The following is a 25,340-nucleotide window of genomic DNA, read 5'->3' as shown; positions in this document are numbered from 1 at the left end:
TTTCAAACTGGATGCGACCGGCTTCGTCATATTCGGTCTTTTGCAGTTGGATGCCGGCGCGGGTGGTGGCGATGACGCGGTGGAGCGCGTCGTACTGGTAGCTGGTGGCGTGGCCGTTGGCGTCGGTTTCGCTGGTCTTGTTGCCGTGCAGGTCATATTCGACCGTGCCGACCTGGCCCAGCCCGTCGCTGGTGGCCGTGCGCAGGTTGAAGTCGTTGTACTGGTGGGTCAGCACCCTGCCCCGCCCATCGGTCTGGGTCAGGGGGTTGCCGACCGCGTCATAGGTGGTGGCGCTGGCGATGCCCAGGCTGTCGCGGACTTCGATGGGGCGGTTGCGGTTGTCGTATTTCGTAGTGATGACGTTGCCGCCAGGCGCAGTCACGCTGACGATGTTGCCGGCTGCGTCATAAACGGTGGAAGTGACGGCATTGCCCGCAGCTGTAGGCTGGCTGCGGCTGAGTTGCCGGCCGATGGCGTCCCAGGTGAAGCTGGTGGCGTTGCCGCGCCCGTCGCTCTGGCTGGTGATGTGGCCGTCGGCGTCATAGGCCGTGGTACCGAGCAGGCCGATGGAGTCCTCGCTGCGGATGAGCCGGTTGAGCGCGTCGTACTCGAAGTTGACGATGTTGCCGTTGGGCCGGGTTTCCGTCACGCGGTTGCCGACCTTGTCGTGGCCGTAATGGGTCTGGTGGCCTTCGCCGTCCTGCTGCGCCACGATCCAGTTGCGCGCGTTGTACAGCCATTTCTGTGTCTGGCGCAGCGGGTTGGTGACCTGCAGTTTGTTGCCGACCTTGTCGTAGTCGGTGTGGGTGACACGGCCCAGGGCATCGGTCTCCGCCACCACACGGTTGAGGGCGTCGTAGGCGAAGGCACTGGTGTTGCCGTTGGCATCCGTGCGGCTGAGGAGGTTGCCGCTTGCGTCATAGACCATGCTGCGCTTGCTGCGGCCCGCGATGGTCTGGCTGAGCAGCCGGTTCAGCGCGTCATGGACATAGGTGGTGACGCGGCCCAGCGCATCGGTCTCGCTGGTCTTGTTGCCGTTGCCGTCATGGACGGCAGTGCTGGTGGTGCCGTCGGCAAATTTGGTTGCCGTGCGCTGGTTGAGATGGTTGTAGGTATGCGTGGTCTGCCGGCCGAGCGCGTCGGTTTCCGTGGTGATGTTGCCCACGCCGTCATAGGCGTAGCCGGTGGTCTTGGGTGGGGTGGCGGGTTCGGTGCGCAGGACCAGGCGGTTTGCGTCGTCGTAGGCGTAGGTGGTCTTGTCGCCACGCAGATTGGTCTCGCTGGTTTTGTTGCCCAGCAGGTCATAGGTGATGACGATGGCGCCCGAGGGCAGGCTCTTGCGCAGCACGCGGCCCATGGCGTCGTACTGGTAGCTGGTGGTGCGGCCTTCTTCATCGGTTTCGCTGAGCTTGTTGCCCAGCGCATCCCAGGTCTGGGTGCGCTGGCCTGCGTCGGCCGTGCCTGCGGCCAGCGTGATCCGGGTCAGCTGGTCCAGGGTGTTGTATTGCATTTCGCTGGCGCGGCCTTCGGCATCGACCACGGCGATCTGCCGGCCCCGGTTGTCATGGCGCACGGCGGTGGTGCCGCCCAGTGCATCGACGACGGCGCTGCGCATGCCGCGTGCGTCGTAGCGCATGTGGGTGGTATTGCCGCGCACATCGGTGGTGCTTTGGCGGTCCCCGTTGGCGGCGACGCTGTGGCTGATGCGGCTGCCATCGGGCATTTGCTCGCCGGTCAGGTTGCCGCGTGCATCGAAGCTGGCCGAGGAGGTCAGTCCACGGCGGTCCGTGAAGCTCAGGCGTTTGTTCTTGATGAAGGGCGGCGCGGACTGAGCCAGCCAGGTCTGCGATGTGGAGACGGCCTGGGTGCCGCCGCTACCACCCACCTGCTCGCTGGTCTGGTTGCCGTTGGCGTCATAGGTGTAGCGGGTGACGACGCCGTTGGCATCGGTCTTGCTCAGCATGAGCACGTCGTTCACGGCCCAGGTCATGGACGTGGTACCCGCTGGGCCGGCAATGCTGAGCGGGTTGCCGTATTTGTTGAAGGCGTAGCGGGTCAGCTTGCCACGGGCGTCGGTGACATCCGTGGCCGGTTCTTCCGGCTTGGCGTTGTAGGCAAAGGCGGTGTGGGCGCCATCGGCGGCGGTGACGCCGATGACGGTGGATTCGAACGAAGGGATCTGGCCATTGCCGAATTGGCGCAGGACGGGACCGGAGTGGTATTTGAACTGCGTGGCCTGGCCCAGCGCGTTGGTGTGGCTGAGCAGCAGGTTGGACATGCCCAGCGGGCCGGTGTGGTCGCTGTAGCTATAGCTCTCGGTGGCCTCCGGCGCGTCGGTGCGGGTGATCTTGACAAGGTTGCCTGCGGCGTCGTATTCGAATGCCAGCCCCATGTCCTCCGGGCCCTGCACTTTTTGCAGGACGTTGACCGCAGCGCCCGAGCCCACGAAGGCCCGGGTCTGGTAGAAGAATTGCAGGGACTGCCCATAGGCGTTCTGTACCTGCAACAGGGGCGCATCCACGCCGATGTCATAGGTGAGGGTCAGCGCGTTGCCGTTGGTGTCGGTGATGGACTGCAGGGCCCACTGGCGCTTGCCGCCGATGAAGCCGAAGTGATAGCGCGTGCCATCCTTGGAATAGAAGTCGTAGCTGCGGTCGCCGTTGTTGGCGATCAGAGTGCCGTGGTAGCCCTTGGCCGGTGTGAGCGTGCCGTTGCCCTGGGGCAGGAAGCGGATGAAGCCGCCGTCTCCGGCATTGACCAGGATGTCGCCGCAGGCCGTGGTGGACAGTGAGGCATCGAAGTTGTGCCCCCAGTTCACGCCCAGCACGCCGACGCTGCCCGAGCCCCCGGAAGAGTAGGACGGGCGCAGCGCCAGCTGCGGCCCGCGTGCGGCCACGCCCATTCCCATGCCGGACAGGTTGATGCGGCCGGATTTGACATTGACGCCCTGGATGAGGATGTTGCCCACCGGCAAGGCATCGTTGAGCATCAGTTTGGAGATGACCAGGCCCTGGTTGGGCTCGACCGATCCATCCTTGTCACTGACGGCCGTGAGGGTGAAGGCATAGCCGTTCCTGGCAGGCAGCAGGGCATCGGGCGCCAGCGTGATGCTGTTGGCGCCCATGGCAAATGCCTGGCCATCGACCAGGCGCACGGGGCTGCCCGTGGGCACCGGATTGTCGTCATCGCTGAGGCGGGTGGCCTCCAGCGTGATCCTGGCGTTCTGGCTCAGGATGAAGTTGAGCGCACTGCCCTGGGCGCAGAAGCGGTCATTGGCAATATCCACGTCGCGCATCAGGCGCAGCACGCGGTCGTAGCTGGTGACGATGCGCTGCCTGAAGGGCAGCTCCATCTTCTCGGAGATGATGTCGTCGCTGACGTAGGCGTCGGCCTGGTAGGTTTTGACGATGTCGAAGCGGTTGCCGCGCTCGATCTGTACATCGCCTTGTTTTTGCTTGCTGCCCGAAGGGCGCACAGCGACAAGTTGGCCATCCTCGAACACGCGCACCTGTACGGCGGAGGCTTTGTAGGCCTCGGGTTCGAGCTTGAAATCGACTTTGATCGGGTAGACATTCAAACCGGCATCTGACAGATACAGGCGATTGGGGTCCGTATTGGCATCGGTGTCGCCCGAGGTGACCGCATTGATGCGGATGCGCACGCCGTATACGGAGCTGACACCAGAGGTGACGTTCATGGCCAGCGGCTCTTCCACAGGCTCGGAAGTGCACTTTTTGTCGCGCGTGTCCATGCGGTCAGTGATGTAGGTACCGCCGACGCTCCAGCTCAGTTGATTGAGGGCGGGACTGGGGCCTGTAAGAACATGGGTTTGCCATGCGCCCGCACCTGCTCCGGCAAAGTCCAGCGCACTGCCGCCGCCGAACACCCGGGGCTGGACAGAGGCTGTCGTGATTGGCTCGAAAGTACGCGTGCCCTGGTAGACACAGACACGGGCCGAATTCCAGCCCACGCTGGCTCGCTCCTGCAGAAGCTCCAGGCTGAATGGCCGGCCATAGCGCTTGCCTAGACCCGTTGCGGCATCGGCAAGACCATCCTTGTCGACATACGCCCACGCCAGAGTGATCGCCGTCGGAGGCCGTGTGCAGGGTGCATCCACGCGGACCTGCAAAGTGGTGGACAGACCACCCGCAGTGACTTCAACCGGCGAGACGGTGCCATTGGTCGGCCCGGGCGTGACCGACAGAAAGGCTACGCCATGGGTATCGCTGTCATAGGGTCCATTGACGGTGGCCGGTGTGGGCCGGACAGCAGGGTCGCAGCTCGCGCTGGCCGCCAGACCAGTCCCCGTGACCTTGATGTTGGCCACCGGGTTGGAGAATTTGTCCAGTATTTCTATGGAGTACGCGCTTTGCAAAGAGGCCATGCCCGGGGTGGCATCGCCCTCTAGCAGCTTTTTTGCATTGAGCGTGGCAGGCACATCCGGCAACGCCGTGGTCCACAGGGGCGTTGCGGGCTTGAGCGTTCCAGAAGCGGATGCAGCTGAGGCGTCAAAGACGTTCAAACCGGCTTGTGTGACGTACTTATCCGTTTTCCTTCGCAAGATATAGATGGGAGATGCTGCAGTGGATTGGCCCAGAGTCATGGTGGCTGTGGCCACGCCCAGGGCATTGGTGGTGCTGGTAGCCGGGTGGACCCGGCCTCCGCCCTTCACGGCCATAAAGCTCACACTTGCACCCTTGACGGGCCGCCCATCGCGATCACGCACACGCACGCTCATCGGCCCTGGCAGGGCCTGCCCCACCACACCTTGCAGATCGGCATCGGCATTCAGCCATTCAACGCTGGTGCCCGAGGATGGGTCGTTGTTGGGCGCATCGGTATGCGCCCCGGCCAGGGCATCGGCCAGGAACTGGAGCGTCCAGGGGCTCTGCACCGTAGCACCGCCGGCAATGCCGCCGGTAAGGAAGTAGCCGCTGGCGCCCGTGGCGGGATCGCTGACGATCCAGCCCATGCCGCTCCATGCGCCATGGGCAACGCTTTGCGCGGTGATCTCGACACTGTGGCCCGACTGCAGCCAGGATCGCAGCTCGGCTCTTGTGCCCTGTGCCACCGGCAGCGTGGCCAGTTCAGGCGCGTTGGGGGAGGTGAGCGTGAGCACGGTGGCGTTCCGGGACCGTGCCAACGCGATGAGCTTGTCTGCGGACACGGACTCGGCGCCGAACTGCGACTGGAAGACGCTGTGTTCCAGCGAGGAGCCCGCCAGTCCGATAGCAGCCTGTAGCCGGCGTGCGCCGGCCGCATCGGAGGCAATGACCTCCGTAGGGTGTGCTGCGGCGTCGATGGTGACGCCCTTCCACTCCAGCGTGTAGGGCACGCCATTGACGCCGTAGGCGTTCAGGGCATTGCTGACAATGGTCACGGACGGCGCGGGATGCACGACGGCCGCTCCGCTCAACGCAGCAGCCCCTGCTTCGAAGGCATTCCACTGCGATTCGTAGCGCTGGATGATGCCGTCCAGCAATCGGGCAGCATCGTATTCGCCGTCTCGTGCCGAAGGCGTGGCGCTGCGGGCCACACCGGACTGCCCCACGCCAATGGCGTGGTAGGCACCGACGAGGAAGCTCTGCTCCACGGTCTGTGTGTTCGCCGGGTTCTGGATGTCCAGGCGGAACTTGACCTGACTGCCACCTGCCAGCGGAGCCAGGCCCACCTTGCGCTGGTATCCATCCAGCCGCAGTTCCGGACGCAGCTGGTAGAGATACAGCGGTGCCAGGTCAAGACCGCCCGCCAGCAAAATGGCGCGGTGGTCGGCCAGTTCGGCCGGAATGTAGTTGATGGTGGCGCGCTGGTTGAACAGCTCGTGCACGGGCAGGCTGATGTCCAGGCCGGCCTCCCCGGCGCCGGTCGCGTCGTTGAACAGGCGCAGGCGGGCCGTGGATCGCACTGCATCAGGCAGTGCCGCTGATTCCGCCGTAGCGGCCACGACGGTGAAGGCCAGGGTGTTGGGCAGCAACCCCAACGCCTGGGCCCGGATGGGCATGGGTGCCACGGCCCCTTCGTAACTGGAGGATTTCGGCTGCAGGGCCGCATCGACCTGCTCGCGCACGAAGCTGCCGAAGTCCACCGACTGCACCTTGGAGCGGTACTGTGTGGCAAGCTGCTGCAGATCCAGTCCAAGGTCCGCCAAGCCGGCACCGGCGGGCCTGGGCTGCAGGGTCTTGTGGAACACGTCCAGAGGCAGCCAGGTCTTGCCAGAGGCATCGAGCACGATGCCGCGATAGTTGGTGTAGGGAACCTGCACGGCCACCCAGGTGTGTTCCATGCGGACCAGGGCGACGCGTCCGCCCTGGACAACGGGCGAGTAGGCAATGCCGGCCTTGGCCAGCATTTCCGGCACCAAGCCGGGATCGCCCAGGCCGGCAGCGCTGGCAATGCCGTCCACGCCGATTTCGGCCACGCCGTGAACATAGCGGGCAGGCGCACCCGCGGCGCGCAGCATGGCGACCAGCAGCGAGGCCTGGTCCACCGCATTGCCTGCGCCCGTGCGCAAGGTGCCCAGGGCACCCTTGGTGCTGCCGCTGTACCACTCGCTGCGAATGCCGTTGCGCACGTACTCGTAGATGCGCACATAGTCGTAGTCGAGTTCCTTGGCCTTGGCGACAATTTCCTCGTTCAGCGGTGCCTCCGGTGCGTCGGCCACGTCTTCCGGCATGGCTGCAATCTCCTGCCCTGCTTCGTAGCTGGGCAGGATGACCGGAGCGCTCACTGGCGCGCGCACGGCCAGGCCCAGAGGCCGTACGGGCAGCATCGCGGCACGCAGCACCGGTGCATTGCCCTGCGCCTGGCCAGTGGCCTGAAGCGCTTCACGCAACGCCCCCACGGCCTGGGCCTTTTGCTGGCTGTCTCCATCCAGCCCCGGCATGGCGGCGGCCAGCTTCTGCAGCAGCTGGTCGATCTGCACCTGGACCGCGGCACGGCGCGCTTCAAAGGATGAGGGCAGCGAAGGATCGGCAAGCCGGCCCTTGAGATCCATGCTGTCCTCTTTCAACAGCATGGCGCTGGCGCGCACGTGCTCATGGGCCTGCCGGATGCGGGAGGTATCACCGGCGGCCAAGGCATCGGCCATGGCTGCCAGGGCCTGGGCCAGTTGCTTGCCCGTGGTGTTGCGCATGGCAATGCCGCCGCCTGTGCGGTTGTCCACGCTGCCCAGCAGCGCCGAGGCATCTCGGCCTGCCGAGATGGCGTTGATCACGTCCTCCTGCGTCACGGGTGCAGGGGCCGACGGCTGTGCAGCCCTGGCCGACGCGCTCTCCACCAGCAAAGTGACCAGCACCATGGCGGCCCACAGGTGGCGCAGCCAGGCCGAGGTGTTGACACGGGCGGAGAAGGAGACTGAAGACATCATTTTTTTCGTGTTTTTCCGAGAGCGCGATGGGCAACGAATGCCATGGCCAGGCACATCAGGACCAGCATGGCCCGGTCCGAGGGCCAGGCAGGCACCGCAACAGGTTCCTGCACTGCGGTGCCGAGCACCGTGAAGATGACAGTCCGCTGCGCCTGGTTGCCTGCACGGTCGCGGGCGGTGATCTGCAGCACATGGGAGCCAGGGCTGCCCACGCGCTGGCCCTGGCTGAATGGCTGTCCATCCAGGGTGCTGGCGACGCTTTCCAGGTGCGCGTCGATGACCTTGAACGAGATGGCCTGGCCGGCGGGATAGCTGCCGCCATCTGCAATGCTGAGTTGCTCGATGGCAGGCGGCGTGTTGTCCACCGTCACCGTGCGGACCACGTCGGGATGGCTGACGCCCTGGCTGTCGACAGCACGCACGCGCAGCAGGACAGGGCCATCGGCCAGTTGGGCAAGAATTGCCTCATGGGCTCCACTGCCACGCGAGGCCATGGCGGTGTAGGAGGCACCAGCAGCAACGGCCATCTCCAGGCGGCTGATATTCTCGGCAGGCACGACCCTGGCCAGCACAGGCACTCCGGATTGGACAACGGCGTTGGCCTCAGGCGCCGTGATGGTGACGACGGGCGTGCCGCTGCTGCCCGCAGTCACCCGGAACCTGACCGCCACGACGGTTTCATTGCCCGCGATATCGCGCGCCGCAGCTGTCAGGGCGTAGGTGCCTGGCGTGGCGATGGACTGACCAGAGACATAGGGCTGACCATTGAGCATGATGGAGCTGCTGGCCAGGTGGGTGTCGCTGAGCGCAATGGAGGCGTTGGCGGAGCCGGCATACACCCCGTCTTCGGCCACGCCCGTGATCACCACCTGGGGTGCCGTGTTGTCCACGATGAAGCGGCGCAACTGCACATCCGAGACATTGCCGGCGTTGTCAGTGGCGCGCACCGATGCGGCGTGCGCGCCATCCGGCAGTCCGCCCACGTCCAGCATGTACCTGCCGGTGGTGGCCGACAGGGCCAGGCTACTCCATTGCGGCTGCCCATCCAGGCGGTGCTCCACCGAAGACACGCCGGAGCCGGTGTCCGTGGCCGCAACGCTCAGCACGGCCGCACGGCGCACATGTGCACCTTCGACCGGTTGCTCGATGAAAACGGCAGGCGGTGTGGTGTCGGCCACGGGCAGGCGGATGGAGAACTGCAGCGTGGATGCCGCGCTGTTGCCGGCCTTGTCCACGGCATCGACGCTCAGGACATAGTCACCACTGGCGGTCACAGGCGTTGCACTGACATAGGCAGCACCGTTGAGCGTGATGGAGCTGCCGAGCAACGCCAGGTCGGTCACGCTGATCACAGGGGTCACCGCCGCAACGTACTGCCCCGCGGCGACACCGGAGATGGTGATCACGGGAGGCGTGTTGTCCACAGTGAAGCTGCGTGCATCGGTCATGGCCTCGTTGCCCTGAGTGTCCCTGGCGCGAACGACGACGCTGTGCGCGCCATCGGTCAACGTGTCCAGTGAGGCGGCATACAGGCTGGCGTCGTTTTGGGTGGCGTCCACGGCCAGGGGCGCAAAGGCGCCGCTGTCGATGCTGAACTGCGCCTCGGCCACGCCAGATTCCGCGTCCACGATGGTGGCGGTCAGGCCGCTGGTGGCTCGCCGCAGGTAGGCGCCGGCCGCTGGCGTTCTGATGTCGATCACGGGCGCCGTGATATCGCCTGCCGTGGACTGGATGCTGAAGCGCACCGTGCGGCTGGCGGTGTTGCCAGCCAGGTCGAGGGCATCCACCTGGAGCACATGGGAGCCCGGGTCGCTGATGCGCGTGCCCGATGCAAAGGGGGAACCATCGAGACGGATCTGCGACACGGACAGGTTCGGATCGGTCACCACGATGGAGGGCGTCACGGGGTTCGCATACGCGTTTTCCGCAACGCCGGAAATGGCGATGACCGGAGGCTGGCTGTCCAGAACAAAGCTGCGCTGCACGGGCTGCGATACGTTGCCGGAATGGTCGGTGGCACGCGCTGCGAGCTGGTGTGCTCCGTCTGCCAGGGATGGCAATACCCCCACATAGCTAGAGCTGACCGGGTCCGACAGTGTCGTTGCCTGCCAGCCGCCACCATCGACCTGGAACTCGACCGTGCGCACACCGGACAGCAGATCCGTTGCCGCAACCTGCACCGACTGCGCCGCACGCAGATGGACCCCCTGCACGGGCTGCCTGATCACAACCGTCGGTGGATCCAGCTCGAACACCGCCACTTCACGTTGCCTGAGCAAATTCGGCTGCGGTGCGCTGGCGATGGACATCCGCCCCGCTCCAGGCGGAGATGCCAGCGAGGTGCGCAACTGGATCCACAGCGCGCCGATGGGCATGCCCTGCGCGGAAAAACTGAAAGCCGAGCGCGTTTCTGTACCACGCGCCAAGGAGGCAATGCCGTGCGACGAGCGCGCCAGCACCGTGTTCGAGCGGGGCTCCAGCACCACCACCTCATACTGCAGGTCGCTCAGATCGGTCTGCCCGCTGTTTGTCAGGATGGCCGTGCCGGCAATGCTGCCCGTGTAGGGCAGGCTGCTACGGTCCAGCACGATGTCGCCCGTCAGCGATGCCACTGGATTGGTGTCAGCCACGATGTCGAATGTGGTGCTGCTTCGGGCGACTTCCCTGCCCTCGAACACAACCCACAGATCGGCCGTGTAGGCGCCCTGGGCCAGGCCGGCTGTGTCCATCGTCCTGGCCATCTGGGTGACGGCGACAAGCCCGACCTCGTCCGTAGCTTCCAGCACGGCCTTGCCGGCAGGGTCGAGTACGCGGACGAAGGACTGCGCCTTGCCAAGGGTCGGGGAGGAGCCCGCAGGATCGACCTGCGCCACGATGCGCGCCACGGTGCCTGGCGCATACGAGGCGCTGTCGCTGCGGACCCTGGCATCGATCTGGACATGGGGTTTGACCAGGAAGGACGCCGTTGCCTGCGCCAGCACGACCGAGCCATCCACCCAGGATGCTCGCACCTTGTACGGGCCGTCGAAGATGGCCGGAACGCTCCAGTTGAAGTCCACGCTCCGGCTTTGTCCGTACGGCAGCAGGGGTTGGCTTTGCGACGGCAGCGTGGCAACGGCATCCCCCTGGGCATCTTCGATGCGCAACCGAAGCTGCCCCGATATGTCAGCGCCGCCATTGAAGAGCGTGACACTGCCGCTCAGCATGGCCCCCACGGGATAGGCAGGACTGGCGACGCCGGCCGCCAGAGTCCGCAAGGCAGTCGCCCCCACAACGCGCACGGGCAACACCAGCACGTTGTTGTCCTCGGAGACTTCCTGTACCTCATCGTCGGCATCGACCGCGATGCTCAACTGCCAATCGCCTGCCGTGTCGAAAACGGCATCGGTTCGCAGTATCTGGCTGCCGCCCGCCGCCATGGCCGTGGTGCGGGTGCTCAGCAGTTCGACACGCGTTCCGCCAGGCGAGGTGGCCAGCATGCGCACACGGGCGCCAGGCGCGTCGGCGATGCCCACGTTGTTCACCACCACAGTGACACGGCCTGCCTCGCCAGCCCGGGGGATCTGGGGCAGTATCGTGACATCGGCGCCCTGAACGGAAAAATCGGGCAAGGCGGACGCCTGGGCGTCGTAGGTCACGCTGATGGCAGCGGACTGCGCTCCGGCATTTCCCTCAAGGTCCGTGGCCTGCGCGACCAGCAGATTTCTGCCGGCTCGCAGTGCGATGGGCGGGAACAGGGCCGTTCCAGGCAATGCCAGGGATGTGACGCCATCCGAGTCCGTGACGAACAGCAGCCCCGAGCGGGCCCACGCCATGCTTTCGGGATGGATGCCCATGTCAATGGACCGCGGTGGCGCACCGGCGGCGTCCACGATATGAAGCTGAGTGCCACGCACAAAGGCAAGCACATCGGTGGGAGACAGGGAGAAGTGGTCCACACCCTCTTCATGGGCCGTCACCACGACAGGCGCCGCCTGGCCCACCTGCTGGAGATGCACCTGGTAGGCCTGCGCATCGCCTTGCCTGGCAAGGAAATAGACAGACTGCCCATCCGACGACCATTGCAGCGGCTCGTAGTCGTCTGCTCCCGGCTGGGACTGCGCAAGGACATGCCCGTCCGGCAGTGACAGCAGGACGAGTTGCCCGCCATCGACGGCCGCCACATGCTGCCCGTCGGGAGCAATCGCGAAGTTGCTGAACCATCGGGATGCACGCGCCACGGTACGGCTGGCTGCGCCGTCCACCGGCACCTCTACCAGCGCTTCGCCACCGTTCGTAACACCCAGCCAGCGCTTGCCGTCTGGATGCCAATCCAGCATCTGGACAAAGCCATCCAGCTCCGGCTCGGACACACTGCCGTCCGCCACACGCACAAGCCTGACCGAGCCTCCACCGCTTTGCAACAGCAGTTGAGAGGCATCGGGCGACCACACTGGAATGCCGCCAATGCCGGCGCCCGACACCTTGTGCAAAGTGGCAGGTGCTGCGCTGCCATCAAGCAGCGGCGGCACATGGAGGATGCTCAGTCCGTCGAAGGATATCGTTGCCACAAGGTCGGCCCTGGAAGCCAGCGTCATGGCCTGCTGGCGATCGAACACGCGTGTCTTGCGCAGGCCTGCCAGGGCATTGGCCGATGCCACCGCGACACCATCGCGGCTCAACTGCACGCGCGCAGAAGGCTCGCTGAAGACACGAACGGCCGTGCTGGACTGCGACACCACAAGAGGATGTGCGCTGTCGGTGGGATGAAAGATCAGGGGGGCAGAAGGCCCCATGCGATCGAGCGCCACGCCATCCACTTCGTTGGAGGCATCCCCCTCGTTGCCTGCTGCATCCCGCGACCGCACCACGTAGTAGTACCGCACTCCGTTGACCACCTCATGGTCGGAATACGCCAGGGTCCGGGCATCCGTCCTGGCGATGGCGCTGTAGGGCCCTCCCACCGCTGTGGCGCGGTACAGCACGTAGGATGCCGTGCCGTCCGCCGACGCTGGCGCCTGCCAGGACAGCCGCAGTTCACCGCCAGCAGCAGGCGCCACCAGTGCAAGTTGCAAGGGAGCACCTGGACGCACGGAGGCAATCTGCGCCACGGCCTCATTGGACAGTTCGCCCGCATTGCCGGCGACGTCCACCGGACGCACGGTATAGGCATAAGAGCCATTGGCCAGGGGGCCATCCACATGCAGCCTTGGCTTGGTGGCCACCACCGTGGCAATCACCACGCCGTCGCGCAGCACCTCATACGAGGCCAGGTCATCAGCGGCGCTTTCGGTCCAGCTCACCGTGGCCATGGCCCCGTCCACTTCGACACGGGTCTGCACCGGAGGCGGTGGCGTGATGTCGCCGATACCTGCAGGGCTGGCACTGGCCGCAGTCCCCAGCAGGCCCAGCTGGCTCAATGCCTGCACGGAAACCGTGTGCCGACCGCCGGGCACCGCGACATCGGCCTCTGTGCCGCCCAGCACGGCCAGCGACCTGCCTCGCACCTCGCCGACCCGCCCCGCAGCAACCCCATCGGCAGCCGCACCCAGGGATATGCGAATGCGATCCGTGAAATAGGGCGGCTCCAGCGCAAGCTGCAGACTCTGCTCTGCATTGGCGTTGTCCTGCTTGAGCGGCACCCAGACAAAACCATCCCAGGCCTCGACGGCATAGCTGGTCGGAGGCTCCATGTAGGTACTCCACACAATGGACAGCTCTTGCACAAGCTCCTTGCGTGCCGCCGAAAGCTCAATCCAGGGGGCAGGGTCCTGTTCGTCGGGCCGCCAGGCCGTGTCGTCATTGCCATCGATGACCCGACCGGCCCGGGCATAGCTGCCCTCCTCGGTACTGGCCACGGCGGCAACGAACTCGAACGGCCGGGGATCGGGCTTGCCGTCCACACGAACCACATAGCCCGCCACATCGATGCTGCTGCTGGCGGACCAGGTGGCGCGCAGCACGCCGCCAGACGCCACAGCCTGCAACTGTCCGGGCGCTGCCGGCGGATCTCCTCGCGCCACACGCACCTGACCGGCCCGGCTGCGATTGCCGGCTTCGTCGGTCTGGCGCGCCGTGATGATGTTGGCGCCCATGGCCAGGGGCACGGCGTCGGCCTGGAATCCTCCCTCGACATCTGGGGAAAGAGACAGTTTCGCGGGTGCGCCGGTCTCCGGCGCGCTTGTCACCGCGACGGCGTGCACGGCATCAGGACCCTGGCCTCGCAGGGGGGTCGCCGCCAATGCCAGCGGAGTGTATGGCTGCTTGAGCGCGGTGGTGTAGACCCAGGCCTTCGCCTCGGGCGAGGGATCGGACTCGTTGTCGTCCTGGTCCACGGCCAGCACCTGGTAGCCATGTCGGCCATCGGGGCGGCCTGCGTCCACCAGTTGCGTGGCCACCACGGGAGCGGTCGTCACACGGGTGATGTCGCCCGCCGCATCGATGCGCTGGACATGGTAGCCCTGCACGCTGCTGCTCGGGCTGGCCGTCCAGCGCAGGGATACATCGCCACCGTCCACTTGCGCAATGAGGTCGGTGGCCGGCTTGGGTCGCTGCAGATTCTTGCGGACCACGCTGATGGATGCGGACGCGGGATCGGTGCGGCCGCCAAGGTCCGTGGCCACGGCACGCAACTGGTAGCTGCCAGGCGTCAGCGCCTTGGTGTCCCAGTTCACGCTGTAGGGGGCCTTGGTGCTGGTGGTGCCGATCAAGGTCCAGTCGGCATCGGCAACTGCCTTGTACTCGAACCGCACGGAGGCGATGTCCAAATCCGGGCTTTCTGCGCGCACATAGGTCACGCCATCGACGTTGGCGCCATTGGACGGCTGAACGATGACCGCCTTGGGCGGCCGGTTGTCCACCGTCACGCTGGCGGGATCGGAGCGGCCGCTCAGGTTGTCCGCCTTGTCGGCGGCCACCACGGTGTAGACGAAGGTGCCATCGGGCAAGGCCTTGTCCAGATAGCTCGTTGCATTGATCAGATAGGGACGGATGGCGTTGTCGCCAGGGTCGGACTGATTCACCAACTGCCCGTTGCGGTACAGCAGGTAGCCTGCAAGATCGGGCTCCGTGCTGGCCGTCCAGGTCAGGCTTACATCCTGCGTGCCGGACAGCTGCGCGCGCAGCCCCAAGGGCTTGGCCGGCGGCAGGTTGTCCACGAGCACCCGCACCTGGGCGCTTGACAGGCCGCCTTCGGTGTCCTGGGCCTCGAGCCGGATGGTGTAGACGGCGCCCTCCGGCAAGCCGGCAGTGGGCCAGCTGGCCAGCACATCGCCTTGCACCGGCAGTGCGGAGGTGCGCAGTACTTTCCATTCCTTGGGCGATGCCCCCTCTCCGACTGAGACCTGGTATGCCAGGAAGTTGGTCAGCGCATAGGCGCTGCCCTCGATGGACAGCAGACCACCCACTGCCGATTCGGTCGCAGGCTTGCTGATATGCGCCAAGGGGCCCGAAGCCTTGATGCGGACCTGGACCACATTGGAGTGCGCGCTTTCCACGCCGCTGCGGGAAAGCGCGGTCACGGTGTAGGCATGGTCTCCGTCAATCAGGCCGGCATCCAGATACTCGGTGCCCGGCCAAGGTTGCCCATTGAGCTTCTGGCCATTGCGATAGATGCGGTAGCCCATGATTCGCTCCACATCGTTGTTCGGCAGCCAGGCCAGGCGGACGTCGCTACGCTGTTCGCGCCGTGCCGACAATACCGGCGGCCGGGGCGGTGTGGCATCGATCTGCAGCGGCACATTGAACCTGGAGGCATTGCCGGCCTTGTCCAGCACCGTCAGACGCAAAGTGGCCGGTCCATCGGGCGGCAGGCCCACCAATCTGGCGAGTTCCCCATTGACCACATTGGCCGTCCCGCGGCTTATGACTGTAAGAGCGTCCAGCGTCTCGCCAACACCGCTGCCCAGCTCCAGCGTCCACGAGTCCATATGCTCATCGCTGGCCGTACCCACCACCGGCACCATCGTGCCGATGGCGGCATGGGCCACGGGCGCGGTGATCTGCGCCACAGGCGGCGTTTGGTCGACATTGATACTGACGGTGGCCTGGCCCACATTGCCGGCCTTGTCGGTGCCTACCAGCTGCATGCTGTAGCGGCCGTCCTGCAGGGCCGCACCATCGAAGGCCAGGGACAGGGCTGCCGGCGAGGACACGACGGGCACCGCTTGAACGGCGTGTCCATTGATCATCAGTTGCGCACTCGCCAGATTGTGGTCGGCCACCAGGCCGGCCACATCTGCCGGCCGCACCCGGCTGACAAAGGTGCCCGGTGCCGGACTGGAAAACGAGACCTCGGGGAGCTTCGAGTCCAGCTCGAATTCTGCAGACTGGTAGCTGGAGGCATTCTCTGCCTCGTCGCTGGCGATGACCTTGAGGCGATAGCGGGCGTCATCCAGGCCCAGTTGCTGAAGGCTGCCCAGCGCAGACTTGACCAGGACCTCGGACCCCTCGGCCATCAATGCCCGCTTGGTCGATGGCAGCGGGCCCTCGACGAAGATCTGATAGTCACGCAGCATCCTGTCGGACACGGAGCCCACAAGTCCAGCATTTCCAGGCATGAATTCGCCCAGCACCGAATCCAGCGTGAACAGCGGTGGCGTGGCGTCCAGCAGCACCGCACTTTCCTCCTTCTGGACGTTGGTCTGGTCGGCGCGGGAAGTGGCCCGGATCTCCACCGTGTACTCCGCGTCGGGAGCGGGTGCGAGCGCGTCATTGAGACCATCCCAGATCACCACGGTTTCGCCGGGAGATGCCAGGGACTGGAACACCAGACGGCGCACGACCAAAGCACCTCGCCGGATTGTCAAATCGACAAACGCCGGCTGCAGCACGTCATAGGTCACGCGCACGCTGTCCAGCCGGCCATCTCCATTGGGGGAGAAGGTGTCGGGTGTCACGGAGAACTTGCGAAGCAGTGCCACGGGGGCCTTGAGCTTCAGGTCGCGGGTGAGCTCAGAGCTCAGTTCCGCTCGGTCGAAAGCCCGCAGGCGCAGCGTGACCACGCCCTCCAGCGAACTTGCATCCAGCGCTGCAAGCTTGCGCAGATCGACTCCCGAGGTCTGCGAAGCCAGTGCGGTCCAAGCGTCGCCCTGGCTGTAGTCCAGAATCCACTGCAGCAGGTTCTTGTCTGTGGCACTGCCGACAATGTCCAGGAACGACTGCGTGACCTCTCCAGCCAATGGCTTGTCCAGCAGCAGCGCGGGCACCGTCCTGTCCACCTCGACCTGCAGGCTGCTGCGCAGCAGATTCAGTACGTTGTCGGGATTCGGGGCTTTCAGGTTGCCACAGCCATCCTCGTAAGTGACGTCGAAGGTGTAGTAGCCATCTTCCACGTACTGGCCCGCATCGTTGCGCCCATCCCAGACAATGTCACGGGCACCTGCGGACACCGACAGCCTGTTGGTCAGTTGCCGCACCAGCCCGCCGCTCTCGATAGGCACCAGCGAGCCCTGCTCCACACGACGCACCGCGACAGTCACCACCATCGGCTCCAGAGGCTGGAGGGTCAGGATCATCGAATGCAGGGTGCTGGCAGTGCCTGGCGAAAACAGCCGCCTGTCCACGGAGGCCGGTCCGGCCTCCAGCGTTCCATCCAGATAGAACCTGACCTGTCGGCAAGACTGCGCGCCCGACCAGTCAAAGACCGTCACGCGGCTTGTCACCTGACCGGAGATATTCACGATCGGGCCCAGTGCGCCGGCAAGGCGCCTGCCGCTCATGTATGAACGCGATTTCTTGGACGAAGCGGCAAACTCCTGCGAGACATACGGCATATTTGCCCGCGACCCTTCTCCATCACGGGGGTCCGGCCCATGAATGCTGGGCAGGGCTCCATCGACCGGCTGCCAGGGTGCGTTTTCATCATCACCGAGACGGAACTCCTGCTGGTAGTCAAAACCGGCGGCATCATCGATTTCCACTTCGGGCCGCAGGGCGTTGACTATCTTGTCCTCCCTGTCCCTGCCGGCCTTGTGCAATTCAGGAACCGCACACACACGCTGGTTTTCCTGCGGATAGGTAATGCGCCATGCGGGAGGCGAGTGGTCCACGGGTGCCTTGAACGAGCCATGGCGCTTCACGCCATCGCGGTCCGTCGTGATTCCCGTGAAGACCCCCTCTCCCTCCGGCAGGCCACGGTGGTCAAAGGTGAATTCATAGTCCTGGTACCGCGGATTGACCACGTTGAAAACCAGTTGCCGCCCGCCGGTGGGAACGTCGGCAAAGACCTCCAATGACAGCAAGGGGGTTGTAACCAACTCCGCAGGAATGGGTCTCACCACGCCATGCAACTGGTGCGGGGCATCTGCCTCGCAGGAGGCGGCGAAATTCGGTCTGATCTGGAAATCGACACCACCACAATCCTGGATGCTGTCTTCCGCCTGCATCGTGCTGCCATTGTCGAATGTGACCAGCGCACGCACCCTATACGCGGCACAGGACACGTAGCGGCCGCTTTGCTGGAATCCGAAGCTGGTACCAGGCGGAACAAGGGAGTTGAGCTCCTGCAGCAGGATGCGTCGTTCGATGGCGTGATAGGCATCGGTCCGGCTGGAGACAAAGACCTCCAGTTTTTTGGCCACCCGGCCTGTTGTCAGATAGACAATCCCGCCCAGCATGTTCTCATCCAGACCGGTGGCCTTGATTGACAGCTTGTTGTCGGATTTCGTCACGATCTCATTCGTGAAGTACTGGGTCCCGCTTTTTCCGGTGAGCTTCAGACGCATGCTCACACCCCTGTCCACGGCAATGCCGGAGTTGTAGAACCCGACCAGACCATAGTTCTGGGGAATGGGCCCGTCACCCTCGAGAAACGAACGCTCTGGCATCCATACCGGCTTGACCTGATTTTTTTCGTTGCGTGTCTCCACCGGCACGCCCTGACCATCCTTTATGGGATACACCTGCAGATGGGGCTGCTCAAGCCACTCGCCCTTTTTCGCGAGCTGTTCTTCATTGAACTGCAAGGACACGGACACCACCGGATCATCAAGCGTTTCCGCAAAAATCAGTGCGATGCCCGCAGCAGGACGCAGCGCCACATCCCGCTCGTCATCCATTTGTCCGTGGAGGCTCGGTGGCACAGGTACCTCCCCCTCCTGCAAATCCCTGGCAAGAATCTGTCCGGCCAGAATCAGCCGGAGGTCCTGCCGGGCAGGCGCGAACTGCGCAACCGTGCGATTGCCGGCCAGATCGACGACAGTCAGCCGGTAGAGCTTTCCTACATATTCCGCCAGGGACAGAAGGTGCAAATGGCGTTGATTTTTGTGCTTGTCGCCGCCCAGTCCATAGGGGCTCCAGCGTCCCGGAATGGTGCTGTCACTCACCTCCAGCTGCACTGAATCGAAATGGGTGTCCGATACGTCCCAGCTCAATTGTGTCCTCCGGCAGCGGATGACTCCACAGTCGGAGAACGGTGCCTCGTTCTTCAACTCATGGATGACAGGTGCCGAGTTGTCCAGATGGACAAAGAAATCAAAGCCCACCACGTTGATTCTGTATTCGCCATCCGCCACGATCTGGCCGTTGTCGTCCCTGCCATCCCAGACAATGGAGCCATCCACATTGCCGGCCGGATGGTTGCGTGAAAAGGTCCGAACCAGGCCACCCTGGCGATTGAAGACACTGAACTCCAGATTCACGGGCTCCAGGACCCGGTAGCTGAGACTCATCACGTCCTTGGTGCCATCGCCATTGGGCGAGAAATGGGACGGCTCGCGCACCACATTGGTAATCGGCGGACCTGCCTGGGCAATGGCAACACGGCGCAGCTTCTGCCGGCGGTTGCCGGCACGGTCCTCCGCCATCAGCCGCACGGTATAGCGGCCCACGCCCGGCGAAACCCACATGGCAAGATCCTTGTCCCATAGGGGCGTGGAGCTGGGCGGGGCGATGGGATGCCAAGTCTCAGGCGCATCATCGCTGGCATAGTCAAGCCAATAGCGAGCGAAGTTCCTGTCCGCCACGCCCCCGTGCACCTTGACAGACACACCATCGGCGCGCCGCGACAAAACGAGGTCGGTCTGCAGGTTGGCAAGGGTACGGAAAACGTAGGTGTCCTGCGGCTGGCGATCACCAAAGGGAACACATGAGGACAATCGCCCCGGGTTGTCCCAGGCTTCGTACTGCATCCCTCGGCCATATTCGATGAATCGGCTCACGCCACTGCGGTCGCGTCCCTCATATCCCGGCTGGACGAAGGGCGGCGCTTCGCCGAAAGCCAGGGAGGAAACCGCATGGGGGCTTCGCAGATCGATCAGGCGGTAACGGGGAGCGTCCTGGCCGCTTTGCGCACGCACGACGGCTCCACTGGCGGTGACTGGTACAGCACTTCGAGACACGCCGATGTCACCCCCCATGCTCACGCTGGCAAGCACTTCATGGCGGCCCGGTACAGCCACCAAATGCACAATCAGCAGGCCCTTGCGGCCATTGGCCGTGTCAAAGGTTTCGACGAACGGCGGGATATCGGTCACGCGGCCGGACACGATTTCAATGCGGCGGATCGTGATGGCACAGCGCCTGGAAGCGCCATCTTCCGAGACGGCGCAGTCCGGCGCAACGGGAAGGTAGAGCTCTGCAGAATCCTCGGACCATGCCTCCTGCCCAACCACGTTTTCCAGGCTGACCTGACGCAACTCGTTGCCGTCGGCATTCAGCACCAGCAGTTCGGTCGGCGTCTGGCCCACCACCAGGCGCCCATCGGGCGACCAATAGTATCGGTGGTCATTCGGCAATGCCCTCACATGGCCGTTCACCAGGTTGACCAACAGCGTGCCGATAGCGCTGGCATCGGCAAGCAATCGTGTCCTGTCGGGTGAAAGTCGTACGTCGTAGACAGATTCCGCCCCCAGTGCACGCACGGCACCCGTGCCGGTGTGAATTGCGCCCAGGCTGTCGTCGGCCCGCTGGACGAACACCTCGCTGTTGTCATGGGACAGACCGATCAGGGAGCGCAGAGCCGGGGTGGAAATGAGCTTGCGCCCCTCGCCCTCCCCGCCGGCCACGACCAATTGGCCCAGATCGGAGTTGTATGCCACCAGGCGCGTACCCTGCTCGTCGGCGACAAAGGAGTGCCACCCGGTGGGAACGCCGGAAACATCGTTCGGCAGGGACAGGCCACCTAGCACCAGATGCATTCCCCGACCCCAATCGTCCTGGCGGTAGATGCCGGCGGGCAGGTCGATGGCGACATCATGCGCGGTGGGCACATTCAGATAGAAACCCGAGCCTTCGCGTATCGACTCCACGGGAACATTTCTGGGCAGGGAACAGGTCAGGCCGGCGTTGATGCCCAGCGGTGTTCCCATGACCGACAGCAGAGAGCTGCGGTTGGTGTCGATCTCGACCGTGGCGCCACCCAGAACCAGACCGTCCGCATTGCGCACCGCCAGCTCGTACCGACCATCCGGCACCAGCCGGCCCTCATCGTCGAGCCCATCCCAGGACCACGAGCCGGAGGCACCGGAGCCGGCCGGTCGGCCCGTGCGCACCAGCCGGAACTGGTCGTCCGATACCTGGATGGTCACGGCCATGGCCGCTGGCAGACGGTAGCTGAACACCGTGCTGTCCTTGACGCCATCCCCATTGGGCGAGATGAATGCCTCCGACACCGCATAGTCGCCAGCCTGGGTGGCCAGAGAAATGGTCGCCGTATTGTTGTCCTTCACACGCTCCTTGATGGCAGCGTCGGGGTTCACGACCACCGTGACGGAGGACAGGCCTGCACCAGCCGGAGCATCGAACGAGAAATGCACCGTCGTGCCGGCCTTTCCGGCCAATACGGGCACCGTCACATCGGGCGCCAGCCGGATGCCTGCGGCCGGGCTTCCGTTGAAGGCGCTCACCACCAGATTGCGGGCGCCCTGGTCGCCCAGATTTGCAACCGTGACGGCAAGGGTGGCGGCCTCGCCCGGCTTGGGCAATGGCGGCGCCAGGCTCAATGCGCCCTGAGAAACCGCAAAGTCCGGCAGCGTCAACACCCTCAGCGACGCAAAGGCCACGTTGTCGTCGAGCGTGATCTCCTCCGGCTGGGAGCGCTTCGGATCGACCACGGCAAAAATCAGGCGTTCGCTGGCATTGGGAACTTCCCAGTTCACGGTCGCCGTGGTGCTGGAGCCTGCAACCAGGGAAGCCACGCGCGTGGCGCCGAGGGAGATACCTCCGGCAGCCGGGTCGCCGTCGAAGAACTCCACATCAAAGCCGGTGGCGTCCATATCGCCCACATTGCGCACGAGCGCACTCAGCGTCATGACCGAGCCTTCGAGCGCAGGGCTGGGTGAGAACGCCAGATCCCTGTAGCTGACCGCCAGGTTCAGGCCTGCCTTCGCAGCCACCTTGAAGGCCAGCGCTGCAGCGTTGTCCGAAGTGTCGCCGTCACCGCTCGCCTTCTCCGGATCCATCTCGACGATGAAGCTGTAGTCGCCGCCCGGTCCCGCGCGCCAGGGAATCTGCTGCTCCACGGTGCTGCCCGCTGCGATCTGCACCACATTGGTCAGCAACACCGTGGTGCCCGCGCCCGATTGGATGCCGTAGCGCACATTGAAGGACGACGAGTCCTGCGTGCCGGAGTTGCGCAGGCGCGCGGTGAACACCACGTCCGCACCGGGCCGTGGCGCGTTGGGGTTCAAGGAGATATCGGCCTTGCTCACCGCCAGGGAAACTCCGCCGGCCGTCCTGACCGTCACGGAACTGCTGTTGTTGGCGCGCGTGGCTTCCTTGACAAGGCCATCAGGGTCCAGCTCCACGGTGTAGACCGTTACCCCCGGCTCGGACAGCGTGGGTTTGAACTGCAACGCCGTCGTGGCGCGCGCGGCCAGGTCGAAGGCGGTCTCTGCAAGGCGCACGCGGTCGGCTCCGGTGCCGCTCCACAGCACGGCCTTGGCCTGTTTCACGGCGGCCATGCCGGCATTGCTGACGAGTGCGTCGATCTGGAGGGCCGCCGGCAGGTTCTTCACCGTCGAGGGCGTTGCCAGCACATCGCCATCGCCCAGCAGCAGGTCCGCCAGCGGATTGGCACTCTCCACCACCAGCGACAGCGAGGTGACGTTGTCCTGCCGGCTCAAGTCGGCGGTCGCCTGTTCGAAATCCACGACTGCGAAGACCATGCGCGGGCCGGCGCGCGACGTCGTGTTCCAAGTGGCTTGAACAGTGGTGCCGTCTCCACCTACCAGGGCCGCGATGGGAATGGGAGCGCCGATGGCGATACCTCCTGCGGCGGGGTCCCCATCAAAGAAGCGGACCGTGCTGGCCTCTGACTGGAGGGAACCTGCGTTGACGACCCTGGCAGACAGGGTCACCCGCTGCCCATCGAAAATCGGGAGCGAAGAGGCCTGCAGATTGCCGATCGCGAGGTTGGCACTGGCGGCGCTGCGCAGCATTTGCAGCGCCAGCACGGTGTTGTAGACGCTGCCCTGCCAGCTCCCGTCCATCCGCTGGCTCTCGGCAACGAAGCGCTGCGCTGCAGACAGATTGATCTCGGAGCCGAAGCCTACAGCGGCCATGGCCATGGAGGCATGGGCCGTGTCGTGAATGGAGCTGGCACCGTCGCCAAAGCCGCCGTCGGTGTTTTGCCGGCTCTTGAGAAAAGGCTGCACGCTGGCGATCGGCGCCTGGGCACTGGCCAAGCCCGCCAGGGCCTTGAGAACCTGGGCCGAAACATGGACACGGCTGGGACTGGCGGCCGCGTTGCCCCATCCGCCGTCCGGGTTCTGCCAAGACACCAGCAATTGCACGGCAGGCCTGAGCACGCTCTCATCGGCGTTGACCAAGCGCAGGGCCTGGACCGCCAGTGCAGTGTCCAGCGGATTGCTGCGCAGGCGTTCGCCCAAGCCCCACCCGCCGTCTTGGTTGCGGGTGGCCAGCAGGGCCGAGATATCTTCGGCCCGGCGCTCGCCGGCCGTGCTCTCGATCAGCCTGCGGGCCAGAAAATCGGTGTTGCCCGGTGGCCGGGCCGCTATCCAGGCGCCGGCCGGCCCCAGCCCCCTGTAGACGGGGTCTGAGGCACGCAAAAACGAACGGGCCAGCAGCGTGTCACGCGGCGCAAGTCCGGCTGCATCCATGAAGGAGCCGTCGGACCGTTGCTGCGCTTTCAGCCAGGAAAGTCCGGCTGCATTGTTGCCGGGGTTGGCGGGGCCCGGCACATCGGGAGGCAAGGTGGTGCCGGGGACACCCGGAGAGGTGGTCTGCGGCGGCTCGGCAAAGACATTGGCCACGCCCAGGCCATGGGTCAGAGCGTTGTAACGCAGGCCGACCTGCCGGCGAGCCTGAGCCACCACATCCAGGTCTGCGGGATCGATGGTTTCCCCAGGCCGTACCAGATAGATGAAGCCGAATCGGAACGTCTTCTGAGATACGTCGGCAGAAGGGATGCGCGGGCCTTCAGCGGCAATGACGTCGTCTATCGTGACGATTCGCTTGGTGCCCCGAACGGTGGTTCCCAACGGGGCAGGCAGGGCGTTGCCATCGACGTCGGGCGCTTCGATGAGGAAGAAGGGAGGAACCTTGTCCTTGCCGATCAATCCAGCCAGGTACAAGTCCAGCGGGCTGTACCTGCTCTGGGTGTCAATCGCTGTGAAGGAGCCCTCGCCGTTGTCACGCCAGCTCGCGCCATAAAGCACCGAGCCCTGGCTGTCCAGCAGATAGCTCCAGTGGGAGCCATCCTTCCCTACCAAGGCAGAGCTGATCTGTCCATTCCAATCGCGGAATTTGACGTGGCTACCCCAGCGATGCTGCAGCTCATGCGCAAAGGTGGACAGCATGGATTCATAGTCGGCACTGGACGTCGCGCTTGCCCAGCGGGAAGCCGCTGCCATGTCGATATAGCTTTGCAACACGCCCTTGCTGCCATACGCCTGTGAGTTGTCAAATTGCTTGATGCCTATGCCAGCGGTGTCGTTGCGCACGCCCCGGTGAAAAGCCAACGCGTTCTCTCCGTCGGCTGAGGCAGTGGGGTATTCGAAGCTCGAAAACACCACAAGGAAGTCATAGACATCGGCATGCGTGCGAAAGAACTCCTTGCCTACCGTTTCCGAGGGCGCCACCAGATCGATGCCGTATTCACCGGAAAACTCGATGATGCTGACGCCTTTCTCGTCGCGGATAAAGCGGGCCAGACCGGGGGCATCGCCAGACGCTCTTCGCACGCCAGACGATGCTGGATGTAATTGCGAAGATGCGGCAGCGCTTTGCAAAAAATCCGGAAGCGACATAAGAGCAAGGAGCGCAACGACATTGCACACCAACCCCATCAGCCACACGCAAGCGGGCCAGTACGGAGAATCACTTTTCAGCGCTGTCAACGAATGCCTGCCGTGCGCCATCGAAGTGCGGGCCACACCAATCCCTGCCCTGTGAATCCCGGTCTTGCAAAGTGCAATCTGAAAACCGCGCACCGCCGCCCGCATCATGGCGACACGACCATCCATCCGTCCTTCATTGAACGAGCGGGGGCTTGGAACCGAATCAGCCGTGTCGTCTGAAGGCCATCCACCAAGGCGATCTCGATCCGTTCGACAGCCTCCTGCCCAGGCAGATTCACAGGCAGGAACACTGCCACATTGCCGGAAACCTCTTCCAAAGCCACAGCCAACCCGGGGACCTGCATTCCTCTTCGGAGTACGGTCAGATCGTTCGCGCCCCACTTGACCACCACCTGCTGACGCCTCGCATCCAGGGCGACCACGCGCAATTCGGTCTGATCGGCGACTGCCCAGCGCCAGCGATTGATTGCAACCCCGGATTCGCCTGGCTGTGCAAGCTGGGCCGATGCCATTGACGGTAGCCAACACGCCGCAAACATCAACAATGTCAGTGCAGCAGATGCTGAGGCGCCCGATAAGTTGACTGGCCAAACAGCGAACACCACCGAGCGCCTGGTGGCAAACATCGCAACCCGCCAGAATTTTTTCAGAACTCCTCTCCAAAGCATTGCCAGCGACACAAAGGCTGGAATGCCCCTCTCTATACTTTCCATCTTCTCCTCCGCGATGCCATGCAC

Annotated in this window: 3 protein-coding genes (1 of these 3 running past the window's edge); all 3 read right to left on the bottom strand. The window is 64.5% G+C overall.

Features of this window, described 5'->3' with window-relative positions; all coding sequences use genetic code 11:
* Tightly spaced (each overlapping or abutting the next), the 3 genes in view from IAE24_RS04550 to IAE24_RS04540 form a layout consistent with a single transcriptional unit that may run on beyond the window.
* On the bottom strand, nt 1–7,363 hold the 5' portion of the coding sequence (locus tag IAE24_RS04550; RefSeq protein ID WP_199959653.1) for a polymorphic toxin-type HINT domain-containing protein. It extends 3,821 nt beyond the left edge of the window; 7,363 of the gene's 11,184 nt are visible here — the first part of the coding sequence; the start codon lies at nt 7,361–7,363; its stop codon lies off the left edge, out of view.
* Nucleotides 7,363–24,768: a CARDB domain-containing protein gene (locus tag IAE24_RS04545; RefSeq protein ID WP_199959663.1), complete on the bottom strand. Its 17,406-nt coding sequence runs from the start codon at nt 24,766–24,768 to the stop codon at nt 7,363–7,365. The genes IAE24_RS04550 and IAE24_RS04545 overlap by 1 nt, the downstream gene beginning before the upstream one ends.
* Nucleotides 24,747–25,340: a hypothetical protein gene (locus tag IAE24_RS04540; RefSeq protein WP_199959665.1), complete on the bottom strand. Its 594-nt coding sequence runs from the start codon at nt 25,338–25,340 to the stop codon at nt 24,747–24,749. Before IAE24_RS04540 ends, IAE24_RS04545 begins: the two co-directional genes overlap by 22 nt.

The sequence above is a fragment of the Delftia sp. S65 genome (genome assembly GCF_016516495.1).
Lineage (GTDB): Bacteria > Pseudomonadota > Gammaproteobacteria > Burkholderiales > Burkholderiaceae_C > Comamonas > Comamonas acidovorans.
Note: the sequence above shows the minus strand (reverse complement) of the source record. Positions and strands in the feature narration are given on the sequence as shown.